Consider the following 16,755-nt stretch of genomic DNA (forward strand, 5'->3'; position numbering starts at 1 on the left):
GGGGCGGGGTTAGTCGGCGGGCCAGGTGTGTACGGGCTCGTTGCTGCGCTGGAGTTCGGCGTAGCGCTTGACCATGTGGTGCAGGGCAGCCTCGCGGTCCAAGCCGCGGTGCCGCTCGGCCGCCCACACCGTCTCGGTCTGCCAGACCGCGCCGTTGCGGCCGGTACGGCAACGGCCCTCGATCACGCCCAGCAGGCGGTCCCGCTCGGCCGGGGCGACGCCGAACCGGTCCAGCCCCTGCTCGGCCACCGGGAGCAGCGTCTCGAGGACGAGCTTGGTCACCGGTACGTCGCCGAGGCGCGGCCAGTGCAGGACCGCCTCGATGCCGCGCCGGGCGGCGGCGTGGAAGTTCTCCTCCGCCGAGCTGAACGTCAGCTGGCTCCAGATGGGACGGTCCGCCTCGGCGAGGCCGCGGGCCAGCCCGAAGTAGAAGGCCGCGTTGGCGAGCATGTCCACCACTGTCGGGCCGGCGGGCAGCACCCGGTTCTCGACCCGCAGGTGCGGGCGGTCGTTCATGATGTCGTAGACCGGCCGGTTCCAGCGGTAGACGGTGCCGTTGTGCAGCCGCAGCTCACCGAGCTGGGGCACGCCCCCGGCGTGCAGCACCTCGACCGGGTCCTCGTCCTCGCAGATCGGCAGCAGCGGCGGGAAGTAGCGGACGTTCTCCTCGAACAGGTCGAAGATCGAGGTGATCCAGCGCTCCCCGAACCACACCCGGGGGCGTACTCCCTGGGCCTTCAGCTCGTCCGGGCGGGTGTCGGTGGCCTGCTGGAACAGCGCGATCCGGGTCTCCGCCCAGAGCTGCCGGCCGTAGAGGAACGGCGAGTTGGCCCCGACGGCGACCTGGACGCCGGCGATCGCCTGGGACGCGTTCCAGTAGTCGGCGAAGCTGTCCGGCGCGACCTGCAGGTGGAACTGGAGGCTGGTGCAGGCGGCCTCCGGCGCGATCGAGTCGGTGTGCGTACGCAGCCGCTCGACGCCGTTGATGTCCAGCTCGATGTCCTCGCCCCGGGCGCCCACGATCTGGTCGTTGAGGACGCGGTACCGCTCGTTCGTGGAGAGGTTGTCGGCGACCAGGTGGCGTTCGGTGAGCGTGGGCAGGATGCCGACCATCATGATCGTCGCGTCGGACTTGGCGGCCCGCTCGTCGGCGCGGCTGAGGCTGCTGCGCAGGTCCTGCTCGTAGTCGGCGAAGCCGCTGCCCTCGATCAGCCGGGGCGAGGCGTTCAGTTCGAGGTTGAACTGCCCCAGCTCGGTCTGGAACAGCGGGTCGGCGATGTCGGCCAGGATCTGGTCGTTGCGCATGGCGGGTTCGGCGGCGGCGTCGATCAGGTTCAGCTCGATCTCCAGCCCGGTCATCGGCCGGTCGGCGTCGAAGCCGAAGTCGTCGAGCATCAGTGCGAAGACGTCCAGGCAGCGCCGGACCTTCTGCCGGTAGCGGACCCGATCCTCGCGGGAGAAGGCGCCCTGGTCGACGTCTCTGCCCATGTGTCCTCCCGACGCCGGTGCGACGGAACCGTACCGTTCCGCAACGCATTGTGAACCATTCACGTGGTGCGCGTAAGTGCGCCCCGTCCGCAGCCCGCTGTACGGGCGGCAGATCTGCACCTGTACCCCGTCGGCGCGCCCACCAGCGCGGTCGGCCGGAGAACATCGGGTGACGATTCGCACCCGCTGCGCGTACACGGGAAGGGCCCGCACCGTCGGCGGACGGTGCGGGCCCCGCGGGCCTGGCCGGGGCTCAGCCCTGGCGGATGGCCTCACCCTCGATCTCGATCTTGACCTTGCGGCCGACCAGGACGCCGCCGGTCTCCAGCGCCACGTTCCAGGTCAGGCCGAAGTCCTCGCGGTCGATCTCGGTGGAGGCGGAGAAGCCGAAGATGTCCTGCCCGAAGGGGCTGCGGCCGACGCCCTCGAACTCGACCTCCAGCTCGACCTGACGGGTCACGCCCTTGATGGTCAGCTCGCCGACGAGCACGAACTCGTTGCCGTCGCGGGACTTCACCTCGGTGCTGCGGAACTCCAGCGTCGGGTACTGCTCGACGTCGAGGAACTCCGGGCTGCGCAGGTGCGCGTCGCGGTCCGCCTGCGCGGTGTTGATGCTGGCCGCCTGGATGCTGGCGGTGACCGTGGACTGCATCGGGTCGTCGGCGATGGTGATGGTGGCGGTCGCGTCGGCGAACTCACCGCGTACCTTGCTGACCATCATGTGCCGGGCCACGAATCCGACACGCTTGTGCGCGGCATCCAGAAGATAGGTGCCGGGGGTGGGGATGGTGAGACCCTCCCAGTCGCGGGTAGTCGCCTCGGTGCTGCTGGTCATGGTGCTCTCCTCCGGGGAAAACGGTTTAGTATCCCAACGACTGACTGAGCAACTATAGCTACAGCAATATTCCCTGTGTCAAGTGTTGCTAGGATGGTGGCGTGGACCAGAACGTGTTCGACGATCCCCGGATCACCGCCGTCGGCCTCCTCGTCGAGGCGCACGCCGGGCTCTCCGCCCGGTTCGCCGCCCAGTTCGACGAGCACGGCCTCTCCCCGGTCGAGTTCGAGGTGCTCACCCGACTCGCCCGCTCACCCAACAACCAGCTGCGGATGACCGACCTGGCGGCGCAGACCTCGCTCTCCACCAGCGGCGTGACCCGCGTGGTGGACCGGATGGAGCGGGACGGGCTGATCCGCCGGCGCGCCTGCCCGTCCGACCGCCGCAGCTCCTTCGCGGTGGTGACCGCCGCGGGCCTGAGCCGGCTGGACGCCATCCTTCCCGGCCACCTGCGGATCATCGAGCAGTGGTTCACCGGCCAGCTCGACCCGAGCCAGCTCGACGGGCTGCTGGACGGACTGCGCCGGGTCCGGGACGCGGTCCACCCGGGCGCCACGGCCGGCAGCACCGAGCCGGACGAGGACGCCGCCTGACGGTCCACTGCCGACGGTCCACAGCTCCACTATCCGTCGATTGATACCGGCGGGTCACCGGCAGAATGACCGGCAGAACCGCTCAAACAGCCGGGCAAAAGCGCGCAAAAGCCCCCATATCTCTCGCAGCCCATCGGTAGTCTTCCCGCAGCGGGGGGCACCGGGGGGTGCTGGCGCGAGCGTCGAGCGAGGGGCAGCACCAGGGGGCTACTTCGTTCGCGCCACCCCCGCGCCCTCCGCCTCCTGGCGCACGCAGCCGCTGGTCAGCGTGCCTTCTGACGCCGGGCCGCCAGGGAGAAGAGCAGTTCCTCCTCCTGCGGCAGCAGGCTGACGCCGGTGGCCCGCCGAGCGGCGTCCAGGCGGTCGAGCACGGCCGGGTCCCCGCTGCTGACCGCCAGCCCCACGAGCGCCTCGACCAGGTCGCGCCGGCCCGCGCCGCCCGCCGCCGCGTCGGCCGCCGCCGCGAACCACTCCACCGCCAGTTCCCGGTCCCCCCGGCGCAGCGCCACGTGCCCCTCGATCAGCCCGCGCAGCGCGTCCTCGGCGCGTGCGTCCGCCACCGCGCCGGGTGGATTCAGGCTCTCCATGACCGGCGGCCGACGCTGGCCCGGCACCGCACCCGAGGGCCACAGCTCGGCGGCCGCGGCCAGCGCCTCGTCGCCCCGGCCCTGGCCGGCGAGCGCCAGCGCGACCTTGCCGACCGTCCGTCGCTGTCGGCGGGGATCGCCCAGCTCGGCGAGCGCGGTCGCCACCCGGCGGCCCTGCTCGACCGCCTCCGCGTACCGGCCCTCCAGACGGGTCAGCTCGGCCTGATCGGCCCGCGCCAGCAGGCGCAGGCGCCGGTCGCCGCACTGCGCCGCCAGGCGGTCCACGGTGGCCAGCCGCCGCCGGGCGTCGGCCAGCCGCGCCGCGCGTACGTCGTGCCAGGTGAGGTGCGACTGGGCAACGGCCATCTCGCGTACCCGGCCGTGGCGGGTGGCCGTCGCCAGCGCGGCCTCGGCCTGCTCACGGGCCTCGTCGTGCGCACCGAGCCCGCGCAGCAGCACGCAGAGAACGGACCGGGCCGACAGCTCCCCGATCACGTCACCCGCCTCGGCGAAGATGGCGAGCGCGGCCCGGGCGGCCGGCAACTCCTCCGCGCCCGCGCCGTGCTCGGCGGCCAGCCGGGCCGCGCCGAGCATCGCCCAGGCCCGCAGCGTGGACCGGGTGCCGGCGGTACGCGGATCGGCCAGCAGCCGCCGCAGCCAGCGCCGGCCGGAGACGTCCCGCCCGCGCAGCCGCCACCACCGGGGCAGCGACGCGGCCAGCAGCAGCGCCGTCTCCGGCGCGTGCTCGGCGGCGTACGCGAGGGCGGCGGTGATGTCGCTCGTCGCCTCGTCGAGCAGGCGTACCGCGCCGGACAACTGTGCGCCCACCAGCCCGGGCGCGGTGCGGTGGACGAACCTGGCGATCACCGCGGCGTGCCGGAGCCGGATCCCGGCGGTCTCGCCCTCGACGTCGGCCTGCTCGGCCGCGAAGTCACGGACCGCGTCCAGCAACCGGAACCGGAACGGGCCGGCGCCCCGGACGCTGAGCAGGCCCAGCTCGCGCAGCCGGTCCAGCATCGGCGCCGCGTCCCACCGCTCGCCGTTACCGGCGAGCAGCTCCCCGGCGAGCAGCCTCCCGGCGAGCAGCTCCTCGGCCAGCTCGACAGACCAGCGGTTACGGAACGCGGAGAGCCGCCGCAACGCGGCCCGGTCGGCGGGCGCGAGCAGGTGGTAGCTGCTGGCCACCGCCTCGCGCAGCGTCACCGTGCCGGCCGATCGGTCGGCGGCGGGCTCCCACCCGGGATGGGCGCCGGTCAGGTCCAGCACGCGGTCGCCGTAGCGGTCGAGCAGTTCGGTGACGTCGAGGATGCGTCCCCGCGCCGCCATCAGCTCGATCGCCAGCGGCAGCCCGCCGAGGCGGCGTACCAGCGCGGCGAGCGCCGGCAGCTCGGCCGCCGTGGGTGGTTCGCGGCGGGCCTGGGCGAGGCGGGCGGCGAACAGCGCCGCAGCGGGCCAGCGATCCAGGTCGGCCCGGTCGGCGGGCGCGGCGTCCGCCGGTGGCACGTCGAGCGGCGCGACCGGGCGGACCAGCTCGCCGGGCAACCCGACCGGGCGGCGGCCGGTCACCAGCACCCGGAGATCCGGCGCGGCGGCGGTCAGGGCGCGAAGCGCCCCGGCCACCGGCTCGGGTGCCCGGTCGACCGCGTCGACGACCAGCAACGCCGGCCGGCCGTCGAGCCGGCAGGCGAGGTCGGCCAGCCGGTTCACACCGAACACCGACGCGGACGCGGCGAGCACGTCGGCGACGTCCGAGCCCTCCCCGACCAGCACCCCGCTGACACCGCCCGGGTGCCGGGCCGCCACCGCGTGCGCGACAGTGACGGCGAGCGCGGTCTTGCCGACCCCGGCGAGCCCGACCAGGCTCACCACCGGGTGGGCGTCGAGCAGGCCGGACACCTCGGCCACGTCCCGGTCGCGGCCCACCAGGGGTACGGGCTGGGGCAACGCGACCGGCACGGCCGACGGTCCGGCGGCTGCGGTGTCGGGGAGGCGGGGTCCGGGCCGGGCCGGCGTGGGCCGGGCGGTGGCGACGAACTCCCGCCGGTCGTCACCGGCCAGGCCGAGCGCGTCGGCCAGCAGGTCCACTGTGGTGCGCTGAGGGCGGACGGCCCGCCCTCGCTCCAGATCGCGGACCGTCCGCACGCCCACGCCGGCCCGGCCCGCCAGCTCGGCCTGGGTCAGGCCGGCGGCGAGCCGGTGCCCGCGCAACAGATCGGACAGACCGGTGCGACCGCCTGGGCTCCGCGCACCGTCATGATCCGGAGTCATGGGCACGAAGAGTACGGATCGACTCCGACGCTCCACAGCCCATCGTCACCCACCCGACCGTCCCCTGCCGTTATCCGACAGGACGCGGACGAGTGCGCCTCTCACATGCCGAGGTCGCGGGCGATGATCATGCGCTGCACCTCGCTGGTGCCCTCACCGATCTCCAGGATCTTGGAATCGCGCCAGAAGCGCGCCACCGGGTACTCGTTCATGAAGCCGTACCCGCCGTGGATCTGCGTCGCCTCGCGGGCGTTGTCCACCGCGACGGTGCTCGCGTGCAGCTTGGCGATCGCCGCCTGGCGCTTGAACGGCTCACCGGCGAGCATCCGCGCGGCGGCGTCGTAGTAGGCCAGCCGGGCGGTGTGCGCCTTCATCTCCATGTCCGCGATCTTGAACTGGATGGCCTGGTAGTTGCCGATCGGCTGACCGAACGCCTGGCGCTCCTTGGCGTACTTGATCGACTCGTCCACGCAGCCCTGGGCCAGGCCGACGGCGAGCGCCGCGATGGCGATCCGGCCCTCGTCCAGGATGCGCAGGAACTGGGCGAAGCCCCGGCCGCGCTCGCCGAGCAGGTTGGCCGCCGGCACCCGGCAGTCGTCGAACGTCAGCTCGTGCGTGTCCGACGCGGTCCAGCCGACCTTCGAGTAGCCGGGCGCGACGGTGAAGCCGGGCGTACCGGACGGCACGATGATCGTGGACAGTTCCTTGCCGCCGTCCGGCCGCGTACCGGTGACTGCGGTGACGGTGACCAGCGCGGTGATGTCGGTGCCGGAGTTGGTGATGAACGCCTTCGAGCCGTTGATCACCCACTCGTCGCCGTCCAGGACCGCCCGCGTCCGGGTGCCGCCCGCGTCCGACCCGGTGCCCGGCTCGGTGAGCCCGAACCCGGCCAGCGCCTCACCGCTGAGCAGCTTCGGCAACCACTGCGCCTTCTGCTCCTCGGTGCCGAACCGGTAGATCGGCATCGCGCCGAGCGACACCGCGGCCTCCAGCGTGATCGCCACGCTGGAGTCGACCCGGGCCAGCTCCTCCAGGGCCAGGCAGAGCGCGAAGTAGTCGCCGCCCATACCGCCGTGCTCCTCCGCGAACGGCAGCCCGAACAGGCCCATCTTGCCCATCTGACGGACGATCTCGTACGGGAAGGTGTGCTGCTCGTAGTGCTCGGCGATGGTGGGCGCGACCACCTCGCGGGCGAATTCCCGGACGCTCTCCCGCAGCGCCTGCTGCTCCTCGTCGAGCCGGAAGTCCATGTCGATCCTCCTGGAAAGGGCGGGCCGCCGGGCGCTCGTGACGCCGTGAGCGGCTGAAGCGTTAGGAGGGGCCCCTTTACATGCACCAGGCGTTAAGAGGGGGCCCTTCCTTACCGGGTCAGACGGGGGTGACGCCGTGGCGGCGCCGGGAGAAGTGCCGCTCCTTGCCGCGCGCGGCGGCGAACCGGCGTACCAGCTCGGCGCGCAGCTCATGCGGCTCGACGATCGCGTCCACCACCAGCTCGCTGGCGAGGCGGACCACGTCGATGTCGCGCTCGTACTCCTCGCGCTTCGCGGCCACGAACGCGGCCCGCCCGGCCTCGTCGGAGATGGCGGCGATCTTGTTGGCGTAGACCGCGTTGACGGCGGCCTCCGCGCCCATCACCGCGATCTTCGCGGTGGGCAGCGCGATCGTGGCGTCCGGCTCGAAGCCGGGGCCGGCCATCGCGTAGAGACCCGCGCCGTACGCCTTGCGGACCACCACACAGATCTTGGGTACGGTCGCCTCGGAGATCGCCGTGATCATCTTCGCACCGTGCCTGATGATCCCCTGCTTCTCCACCGCGCTGCCGACCATGAAGCCGGGCACGTCGGACAGGAACAGCAGCGGCACGTTGAACGCGTCGCAGAGCTGCACGAACCGGGTCGCCTTGTCGGCCGAGTCGACGAAGAGCACGCCGCCCTTGAACATCGAGTTGTTGCCGACCACGCCGACGACCTCGCCGTTCAGCCGGCCGAACCCGATGGTCAGCTCCTTGGCCCACAGCGCCTGGATCTCGAAGAAGCTGCCGGAGTCGAGCAGGCCCTTGACGTACCGGCGCATGTCGAACGCCTGCCGCTCGCTGGCCGGCACCAGCGCGGCCAGGTCGGCCTTCTCCGGCGCGTCCACCGCGTCGGCGGCGGGCGGGTCCTGCTTCCAGTTCGACGGCAGGTACGACAGGTAGGTCCGTACCACGTCGAGCGCGTCGTTCTCGGTCTTGCAGAGGAAGTGACCGACGCCGGACTCGGCGCAGTGCACCTTGGCGCCGCCCATCGCCTCCAGCGTGGTCTTCTCGCCGGTGACCATCTCGACCATCCGGTCGGAGCCGAGGTACATGCTGGCGTTGCCGTCCACCATGGCGACCACGTCGCAGAACGCCGGGATGTACGCCCCGCCCGCCGCGCTCGGCCCGAACAGCGCGCACACCTGCGGGATCGAGCCGGAGGCGCGGACCTGGTTCCAGAAGATCTTCCCGGCGCCGCGCCGACCGGGGAACAGGTCGACCTGGTCGGTGATCCGGGCCCCGGCCGAGTCGACCAGGTAGACCATCGGCACGCCGGTCGCGTACGCCCGCTCGATGATCCGGATGATCTTCTCGACGGTACGCGCGCCCCAGCTTCCGGCCTTGACCGTGGAGTCGTTCGCCATCAGGCAGACCTGGCGGCCGTCGATGGTCGCGGTGCCGGTGACGACGCCGTCGGCGGGCAGCCCGTCGGCCATCGCGTTGGCGTAGAGCCCGTCCTCGACGAAGGAGCCCTCGTCGACCAGGTACGCCACCCGCTCCCGGGCGAACAGCTTGCCCTTCGCGGCGTTCGCCGCGTGGTACTTGTCCGCACCACCGGCGCGGGCGCGCTTGCGCAGCTGCTCCAGTGCCTCACCGTCGAGCGTCACGCCGACTCCCGTTGCCACCGCCCGCGCAGGGCGCCACCGACCTGAACGATCGTTAGGCTACCCCACCGCCGCCCTCTCCGGCGACCCGCTCCTCGCACCCCCACCCATCCACTCCCGTGATCAAGGAGTTTGCGTCCTCCGCGCGGCCGAATGAGGACACAAACTCCTTGATCAACGCGCGAAATGGTCAGGAGGGGAGGGGGGTCAGGCGGGTACGGGGGCCGGCTCGGAGGACTCCGGACGGGAGTTTCTTGCCCACCAGGGTCTCGGCCAGTTCGGCGGCAGCGATCAGGGCGTCCAGGTCGATGCCGGTGTCGATGCCCATGTCGTGCAGCATGTGCACCGCCTCCTCGGTGGCCAGGTTGCCGCTGGCGCCCGGCGCGTACGGGCAGCCGCCGAGGCCGCCCACGCTGGCGTCGAACTCGGTGACGCCCAGCTCCATCGCGGTGAGCATGTTCGCCAGCGCGGTACCCCGGGTGTTGTGGAAGTGCAGCAGCACCGGCAGGTGGGCGTTGCGGTCCCGCACCGCCGTCACCAGTTCGCGGACGCGCCGGGGCGTACCCATGCCTGTGGTGTCGCCGAAGGCGACGCGGTCCGCGCCGTCGCGGGCGACCCGGTCCACGATCGCGGCGACCCGGCGGGGGTCCACGTCGCCCTCGTAGGGGCAGCCGAAGCTGGTCGCCACGATCACCTCGGCGGTCGCGCCCGCGCCGTGCAGCAGGTCGATCAGCTCGGCGATGTCGTCCAGCGACTCGTCGGTGGAGCGGTTGACGTTACGGCGGTTGTGCGTGTCGCTGGCCGAGACCACCACCTCGATCTCGGTGAAGCCGGCGGCCAGCGCCCGCTGCGCGCCACGGGTGTTCGGCACCAACGCGGAGTAGCGCACCCCGTCGGCCTTCTCCGCCCGCTGCCACACCTCGTCGGCGTCGGCCATCTGCGGGATCGCCCGGGGGTGGACGAAGGAGACGGCCTCGATGCGCCGCACCCCGGTACGGGACAGCGCGTCGAGCAGCCGCACCTTCGCGTCGGTGGGGATGGGCTCCTCGTTCTGGAGGCCGTCCCGGGGACCGACCTCACGGATGCTCACGGAGTCGGGGAGTTCCGCCATCAGGTTCACCTCGTTCGAGTCGAAGGTCAGCGCATCCGGGAGACGATGCCGGTGTCGTAGTCGCCGGAGAGGAACTCCGGGTTCTCCAGCAGCTCGGCGAAGAACGGCAGGTTGCACTTCGGGCCGGCGATCTCGAACTGGGCGACCGCCGCCCGGGCCCGCTCGACCGCCTCCTCGCGGGTGTCCCCGCTGACGATCAGCTTGGCCATCAGGCTGTCGTAGAACGGCGTGACCGTGTTGCCGGCGACGTAGCCGGAGTCCACCCGTACGCCGGCGCCGGCCGGCTCGTTCCAGGTGGTGATCGCGCCCGGGCCGGGCAGGAAGCGCTTCGGGTCCTCGGCGTTGATCCGCAGCTCGATGGCGTGGCCGCGCGGGGCGAGCGCGTCCGGGTCGAACGTCGGTGCCAGCCCGGCCGCCACCCGGAGCTGCTCCTCGACCAGGTCGACGCCGTAGACGCACTCGGTGACCGGGTGCTCGACCTGCAGCCGCGTGTTCATCTCCAGGAAGAAGAACTCCTGCGTCGAAGGATCGAGCAGACATTCCACGGTGCCCGCGTTGCGGTAGTTCACCGCCTCGCCGGCCCGTACCGCGGCGGCCAGGAAGCGCTCGCGCAGCTCCGGCGAGACCGCCGGGGACGGCGACTCCTCGACCAGCTTCTGGTTGCGCCGCTGCACCGAGCACTCCCGCTCGCCGAGCGCCACCACCCGGCCGTCGGCCAGGCCGAGAATCTGTACCTCGACATGGCGTACCCGGGGGAAGTACCGCTCGATCAGCACCGAGCCGTCGCCGAACATCCGCTCCGCGAACGCGCGGACCTTGTCGTACTCGGTGCGCAGCGCCGCCTCGTCGGCGGCCACGCCCATGCCCATGCCACCGCCACCGGCGGCGGCCTTGACCATCACCGGGTAGCCGATCTCCGCGGCCGCCGCGACCGCCGCGTCCAGGTCGGCCGCCGGCTCGGTGGTGCCGGGCGCGACCGGCACCCCGGCCGCCGCCATCAGGTTCCGGGCGTTGATCTTGTCGCCCATCGCGGTGATCGCGTCCGCGCCGGGTCCGACCCAGATCAGGCCCGACCCCTCGACGGTACGGGCGAAGTCCGCGTTCTCGGACAGGAAGCCGTAGCCGGGGTGGATCGCCTGCGCGCCGGTGCTGCGGGCGGCCCCGAGGATCGCCTCGACGTTCCGGTAGCTCTGCGCCGGGTTCGCCGGGCCGACGCAGACCGCCTCATCGGCCTCGGTCACGAACGGCAGCGCGCCGTCGGCCTCCGAGTGCACAGCGATCGTCCGGATCCCGAGCCGCCTGCCGGTACGGATGATCCGGCGCGCGATCTCCCCCCGGTTGGCGACCAACAACGATTCGATCATCTTCTGCACGGACGTGACCCCTTCTCGACGCAAAGCCGGGGTCTCTTCTTAACATGCGTTAAGGTCCGGGCGGCGTGTCAGGTCGGGTCGGTGGGCGCGAGCAGGGCCGCGAGCGTCGCGCCGCGCAGCAGCTCGGCCCGGCGCCGGCGATCGACCTCGCCACCGAGGAACGGCGTCGAGTTCATCAGGCCGAACGCCGCGTGGGCGAGCACCCGGGCCGCGCCGTCCGGCAGGCCGGGGTGCAGCGCGGTCAGCACCGTCACCCACTCCTCGACGTACATCCGCTGAAGCCGGCGAATGCGCCGGCGCGGCTCGTCCGGCAGGCGGTCCAGCTCGTGCAGGTGCAGCGCGATCACCGCCGGGTTGGCCAGCGCGAACTCGACGTGGAAGTCGATCAGCGACTCCAGCGCGCCACGTGGGTCGTCCGGGTGCCCGGCGGCCCGCTCCCGCCCGCCCGCGAGCAGCCCCTCGCTGACCGGCACCAGCGCGGCGACGAGCATCGCCTCCTTGCCGGCGAAGTGGTGGTAGAGAGCCGGCCCGGTGACGCCGGCCGCCGCGCCGATGTCGTCCATCGACACGCCGTGGTAGCCGCGCGCCGCGAAGAGGCCGACCGCGATCTCCAGGATCTCGTCCCGCCGGGACCGGCGCCGGGCCGTGCCCGCCGTCCCCCGTGCCTGCTGTTCCACCGCCACCGGATCAGCCTAGACCTCGGCGTCGATCTAGAGCAGCCGCGGTTACCCGGCAGTCGCCTCAGTCCTCCTCGATGCCGTGCTCGGCGCGGACCGTCGCCGCCTCGGCCGGCCGGCCCTGGTCGTCGAGCGCGCGGGCCAGCAGCCAGGCGGCATGCGCGGCGGGCCGGGAGCCGGTGGGCAGACCACCCAGCACCGGACGCAGCAGCCCTTCGGCCTGCTCCGGCCGGCCGTCGCGCAGCAGCAGCTCGCCGGTCAGCACCTCGACCTGCGCCGCCTCGCCGAACGCCTCGATCGACCGGAGCCGCCCCGGCACACCCTCCAGCCGGTCCAGCGCGGCGGTGAGCCGGTCCTCGCCGATCAGCACCCGGGCGACCGCGTCGGCGGCCATAGCCCGCTCGTACGTGACCACGGGCGGCTCGTCGGGCTGACCGGAGACCGCGGCCGCCGCGGCGTCCACCCCCTCGATCGCGGCCACCGCGGCCGGCAGGTCACCGGACCAGTGCAGGGCGAGGAGTTCCCGCCGCCGGGCCCGCAACTCGTCCACCTGGAATCCGGCCAGCCGCCACGCGCTGGCCGCCGCCGCGAACCGCTGCGCGGCCAGCGCGTCCCGGTCGGCGTCGTAGAGCAGGCCGCCGGACTCCTCCAGCACCTGCGCCCGGCGGGGAAGATTGTCCGGCCCGTCCAGGTTCTCCGCCAACGTGTCGAGCACCGCGAGCGCCAGATCCGTCTCACCGAGCCCCGCGTAGATTCCCGACAGCATGTGCCGGCACCGGTCCGCCTCCGCCTGCGCGCCCGCCCGGTCCAGCCCGAGCACCGCCTCCTCGGCCACCTCGGCGGCCTCGGCCAGCCGGCCGGCCATCCGGTACGCCTCGGCCAGCTCCCAGCGCAGCAGCGCGTCGCCCTCCAGCCCCTGCTCGACGCAGAGCGTGACCGCCTCGGCCAGATCGTCCACCGCCTCGCCGGCCCGGTCGGCGGCCAGCAACGCCCGGCCCCGGGTCACCCGCAGCGGCAGGTGGGCGCCGGCCGGGGCGACAGTCAGCGCCTCGTCGCAGGCGGCCACCGCGTCGGCCGGATCGTCGGTCGAGCGGGCGTACGCCAGGCAGGCGCTGGTCAGCATCTCGGCGTCGCCCAGCTCGCCGGCCAGCCGGCGGGACCGTGCCGCCGCGTCCCGGAACTCCTCGGCCCGCTCCAACTGCTCCAGCACGTGCGTGCGGTGCAGCGCGACCCGCCCGGCCAGCCACGGATCGGCGTCCGCCTCCGCATCGGCGCGGTCGAGCGCGTCGAGCGCCTCCGCCCACCGCTCCCGGTGCACGTGGGCGAGCGCGAGCCGGTCCCAACCGGCGGCCCGATCCCGCGGTTCGCCGTGCGCGGCCAGGTACGCGGCCGACTCCCGGGCCAGCGTCAGCCCCTCGTCCGCGCTCTCCTCGGTCATGCTCAGCAGCACACCGAGCCGCCCGGCCACCACCTGCGCCCGCAGCGGGTCCGGCACCTCCCGCCACGCGGCCAGCGCCTCCCGGTTGACAGCGGTCGCCACCGCCACGCCGTCGTCGTCCTCCTGGGACAACTCGCCCGCCCGCAGCTCCAGCCGCCACGCCCGGGTGGCCGGCGGCAGGTCGGCGTCGCCGTACCGCTCGTCGTACGCGCGCAGCACGGTGCCCAGCCCCTCCCGGCAGTTGGTGCGCCAGCACTCCTCGGCCAGCGCCAGCAGCTCGTCGGCACCGGCGTCGGCGGGCACGCTGACCGGCGGCTCGGTCGTCGCCCGGTCGTCCGGCGCGGTACGCGGCGCGGGCACCACCGGGCGGCGCACGCTGGCGGAGAGCGGCAGGTGCTCGCCCTCCGGCCCGGCCACCAGCTTCCGGGCGATCAACGCGGACTGGTGCGTGGTGCCGTTACGCGCGTCGAAGCGCCCGGCCAGTCCGGTGGCCGTACCGGCCAGCTCGTCGGCGAGCGCGCCCACCGGCACGTCGGCGGCCGGCCGGTCACCGGAGGCGCGACGGTGCACAGTCAGCTCGGCCGGCACCTGACGCAGCGCCGCCGACGCGGCGGCCGCGAAGTGCATCGCGGCAGCCGGGGTGGGTGCCCGGTCCAGCCAGTCCAGGTGCCGCTCGACCAGCTCCAGCGCGCGGGCCTCGTTGCCGGTCGCGGTGCAGAACTCGATGTGCTCGGCGACGTCCCACAGGTTGGCCAGGTGCCCGCGCAGCCGCCGGTACGCCTCCCGGTGCGCGTCCCGCGCGGCGTCGCCCCGGCGGGTCTCGCGGTAGGGCGTGAGCAGCGCGGTGAGGATCCCCTGCGGCTGCTCGCTGCAGGTCAGCCGGCCGGCGAGCACCGGCTCGGCGAGCGCCACCGCCTCCTCGTGCCGGCCCAGCCGGACCAGGTGCGCGACCTGCGTGGTCGGGTCGCAGCCGGCGCAGTCGGAGAGCGTGTCGCGGGGCGTGGTCATCCACTTGCGGTACCACTGCTCCGCCGCGTCCTCATCGCCCACGTGCGCGGCGACCAGGTAGCGGTGCTTGTGGACCGCCTGCAACGAGTGCCCGGCGTCGCGGTAGCGCCGCTCCATGTCGTCGAGCACCGCGTACGTCCGGTCCAGCGGCAGCTCCGGGAACTTCACCATGGCGTTGACCATGTACTTGAAGGCCCAGAGCAGCTGGTGCGTGTAGCCCTGGTGGTAGGGCTGCGGATCCTTGTCGTACTCGGACAGGCACCAGGAGAACGTGACGAACGACTTCGCCGGTTCGCCGCCGTAGACGTACGCGGTGGTGCCGGTGACCCGGGCGGCGAAGGCGAGATGCCGGTCGTCGCCCGCGTCGGCGCGGCGCAGCAGTTGTTCCAGCGCGGCGATCTGCCCCGGGCCGTACGGCATGGTCTCGATCTCGTGGTGCATGCGCCAGAGGTCGTCGTCAGTCACGGGTCACTCCCGGTACGGCCCGGCCGAGCAGGCCGAGGAAGGAACTGTTCAGCAGCGCGGCGTCGGCTGCCCGGATCGGGTGGTGCCCGAGCAGCAGGGCCTGCCCGTAGAGCGCCTCGACGGCCAGCCCGACCAGCTCCGGGTCGGCGAGCGTGGTCACCCGGCGGACCAGCGGGTTGCGGTGGTTGAGCACGAGTTGCGGGCGGTCCGGCGGGGCGGAGGCGGCGAGCGCGTCGAGCACTCCGCCCCACAGCTCGTCGGCCTTGTCCCGGCTGGCGGCGAGCTGGTCGTGGAACGCGGCCGAGCGGGACACCAGGTAGAGCGCGGGCAGCGAGACCGGGTCGTACGCCCGGATGACGACCTCGCAGCCGAGCCGTTCCAGCGCCCGCTGCGCGCCGGTCAGGAACGGCCGCAGGGCCAGCTCGGTCGCCGGGTCGAGGATCTCGAAGCGGGTGGTGAGGTCGCTGGGCTCCAGCCGTTCGATGAGCACCGATCGATCCACTGTGGGCAATCGCTCGATCAGCTCGGTGTCGTACGTGTAGCCGCCGTTCACCACCGCCAGGTCCTGCGCGGCGGCCACGGCGGCGAGCTGGCGGAACTCGTCCAGGCCGGCGGCGTACCGGAGCACGCCGTGGCGCTGCCGGAACTCGGCGAGCGTCATCGTGCCCACGTTGGTGTCCATCGGCCACCACTGGTCGACCAGCCGCAGCATCTCGTCGTCGTGCATCGCGAGCGCCTTGACGCCGAGGTGGTGCACCTGGAGGAACTCGCCGAGCCGGCGCGGGTCGTGCTTGGCCAGCCGCACCAGCCAGCCCCGGATCTGGTCGCCGAGCGCCTCCCGGACGGAGGTGAGCAGCGCGTCCTCGTAGAGCGCCTCGCGGCTCGCGGTGGGGCGCAGCTCGCTCGCGTCGACCACGCAGTGGGCGAAGAAGGCCCACTCGGGCAGCAGCCCGTCGGCGTGCTCGCTGAGCAGCATCCGCTTGAGGTAGACCCGGTGCCCGGCGCGGGCGGCCGGGTTCACCGCGGTGGGCAGGATGAACGCCACTCCGGTGAGGCCGGCCTCGGGCACCGACAGCGGCACCACGTCGAACGGGACGAACCCGAGCAGCTCCTGCGCGTACCGCTGGAGCCCGGCGCGGTCGACCGGCGCGCCGGGTGTGGTGGGCCACGGCGGCGGCCCGGCGGTGGTCGGCGTGTCGCCGACCCGGACGTCGACCGGCAGCAGGCTGCCGTAGAGGCGGGCCAGCTCGGTGACTGTGGGTACGCCGAGCCACTGGTCGGCGTCGCGCCGGGGCACCAGCGTCACTGTGGTGCCGGGCTCGTCGCGGGCCTGCTCCGGCTCGGCGAGCCCCACCGCGTACCGGCCGTCGGACCAGCCCGTCCAGAGCACCGTGGGCTCGTCGGCGTGCCGGGTGACCACCCGGATCTCGTCGGCGACCAGGAAGCAGGAGAGCAGCCCGATGCCGAACTGGCCGAGGAACTCGTGCCGGGAGAAGCCCAGCTCGTCGCGTTTGGAGCTGCGGCCGATGGTGGCGAGCAGCTCGTGCACCTGCGCCTCGGTCAGGCCGATGCCGGTGTCGTGCACGCGCAGGGTGCCGTCGCCGGTCAGCTCCGGGGGCTCGATGCGTACCCGGGCCGGGGCGTTCGGCTCGGTGGACCGGCGCGCGGTGATCGCGTCGACGGCGTTCTGGAGCAGCTCGCGCACGTAGACGCGCGGGCTGCCGTACAGGTGGTGACTGAGCAGGTCGACCACGCCACGGAGGTCCACCTGGAAGGTGCGGTCCAATCGCGCTCCCGGTTCGGATTTCGGCGCTCACCGTACCGGTCAGCGCCGACAGTGTCCGACCCGTTTCATCCCTCCCCCGCCCACCCACCTCCTCGCTGATCTTGCACTTTCCGCCCGGTCGAAGGCGCACAAAAAGGACCCGTCGAGGGCCCGAACTGCAAGATCAGCGGGGTGGGGGTTCGAAGCCAGCGAGGCGGGTTGCGATTCGGGCGCGCATCGGGGGGAGGG

General features: G+C 73.1%; 11 protein-coding genes. 1 reads left to right on the top strand and 10 read right to left on the bottom strand.

Features of this window, described 5'->3' with window-relative positions:
* Positions 1–9: 9 nt before the first annotated feature.
* Both BAW75_RS01715 and BAW75_RS01720 read right to left on the bottom strand, forming a co-directional pair.
* Complete coding sequence (locus BAW75_RS01715) at positions 10–1,488, bottom strand: glutamate-cysteine ligase family protein (RefSeq protein ID WP_043327630.1); 1,479 nt, start codon at positions 1,486–1,488, stop codon at positions 10–12.
* A 253-nt stretch (positions 1,489–1,741) separates the two neighbouring features.
* Positions 1,742–2,323: a YceI family protein gene (locus BAW75_RS01720; RefSeq protein WP_043327631.1), complete on the bottom strand. Its 582-nt coding sequence runs from the start codon at positions 2,321–2,323 to the stop codon at positions 1,742–1,744.
* Positions 2,324–2,424: 101 nt separating this feature from the next.
* Between BAW75_RS01720 and BAW75_RS01725 the strand changes: the two genes are divergently transcribed.
* Positions 2,425–2,916 (top strand): MarR family winged helix-turn-helix transcriptional regulator, encoded by a 492-nt coding sequence (locus BAW75_RS01725; RefSeq protein WP_043327632.1) that lies wholly within the window; start codon positions 2,425–2,427, stop codon positions 2,914–2,916.
* A 263-nt stretch (positions 2,917–3,179) separates the two neighbouring features.
* Here the strand turns inward: BAW75_RS01725 and BAW75_RS01730 are convergent, their stop codons facing one another.
* The 8 genes from BAW75_RS01730 to BAW75_RS01765 all read right to left on the bottom strand — a co-directional run bounded on the left by BAW75_RS01730 (position 3,180) and on the right by BAW75_RS01765 (position 16,527).
* Complete coding sequence (locus tag BAW75_RS01730) at positions 3,180–5,771, bottom strand: ATP-binding protein (protein ID WP_104112406.1); 2,592 nt, start codon at positions 5,769–5,771, stop codon at positions 3,180–3,182.
* 101 nt (positions 5,772–5,872) lie between these two features.
* Positions 5,873–7,021, bottom strand: coding sequence for an acyl-CoA dehydrogenase family protein (locus BAW75_RS01735; RefSeq protein ID WP_043327634.1), 1,149 nt, complete (start codon positions 7,019–7,021; stop codon positions 5,873–5,875).
* Positions 7,022–7,139: 118 nt separating this feature from the next.
* Entirely contained in the window at positions 7,140–8,672 is a 1,533-nt protein-coding gene (locus tag BAW75_RS01740) for an acyl-CoA carboxylase subunit beta (protein WP_104112407.1), read from the bottom strand.
* A gap of 187 nt (positions 8,673–8,859) precedes the next feature.
* Positions 8,860–9,780, bottom strand: a complete 921-nt coding sequence (locus BAW75_RS01745; protein ID WP_043330791.1) for a hydroxymethylglutaryl-CoA lyase — start codon at positions 9,778–9,780, stop codon at positions 8,860–8,862.
* A 26-nt stretch (positions 9,781–9,806) separates the two neighbouring features.
* The gene (locus BAW75_RS01750) at positions 9,807–11,144 is read right to left on the bottom strand and encodes an acetyl-CoA carboxylase biotin carboxylase subunit (RefSeq protein WP_104112410.1); all 1,338 of its coding nucleotides are present in this window, start codon (positions 11,142–11,144) and stop codon (positions 9,807–9,809) included.
* A 77-nt stretch (positions 11,145–11,221) separates the two neighbouring features.
* A complete protein-coding gene (locus BAW75_RS01755) occupies positions 11,222–11,836 on the bottom strand; it encodes a TetR/AcrR family transcriptional regulator (protein ID WP_043327636.1) in 615 nt (204 codons plus the stop codon).
* A gap of 58 nt (positions 11,837–11,894) precedes the next feature.
* Positions 11,895–14,741, bottom strand: a complete 2,847-nt coding sequence (locus BAW75_RS01760) for a hypothetical protein (protein ID WP_104112408.1) — start codon at positions 14,739–14,741, stop codon at positions 11,895–11,897.
* Positions 14,734–16,527, bottom strand: a complete 1,794-nt coding sequence (locus BAW75_RS01765; protein ID WP_104112409.1) for an HSP90 family protein — start codon at positions 16,525–16,527, stop codon at positions 14,734–14,736. The genes BAW75_RS01760 and BAW75_RS01765 overlap by 8 nt, the downstream gene beginning before the upstream one ends.
* Positions 16,528–16,755: the final 228 nt, after the last annotated feature.

The organism is Micromonospora chalcea (genome assembly GCF_002926165.1).
GTDB classification, from domain to species: Bacteria; Actinomycetota; Actinomycetes; order Mycobacteriales; family Micromonosporaceae; genus Micromonospora; species Micromonospora chalcea.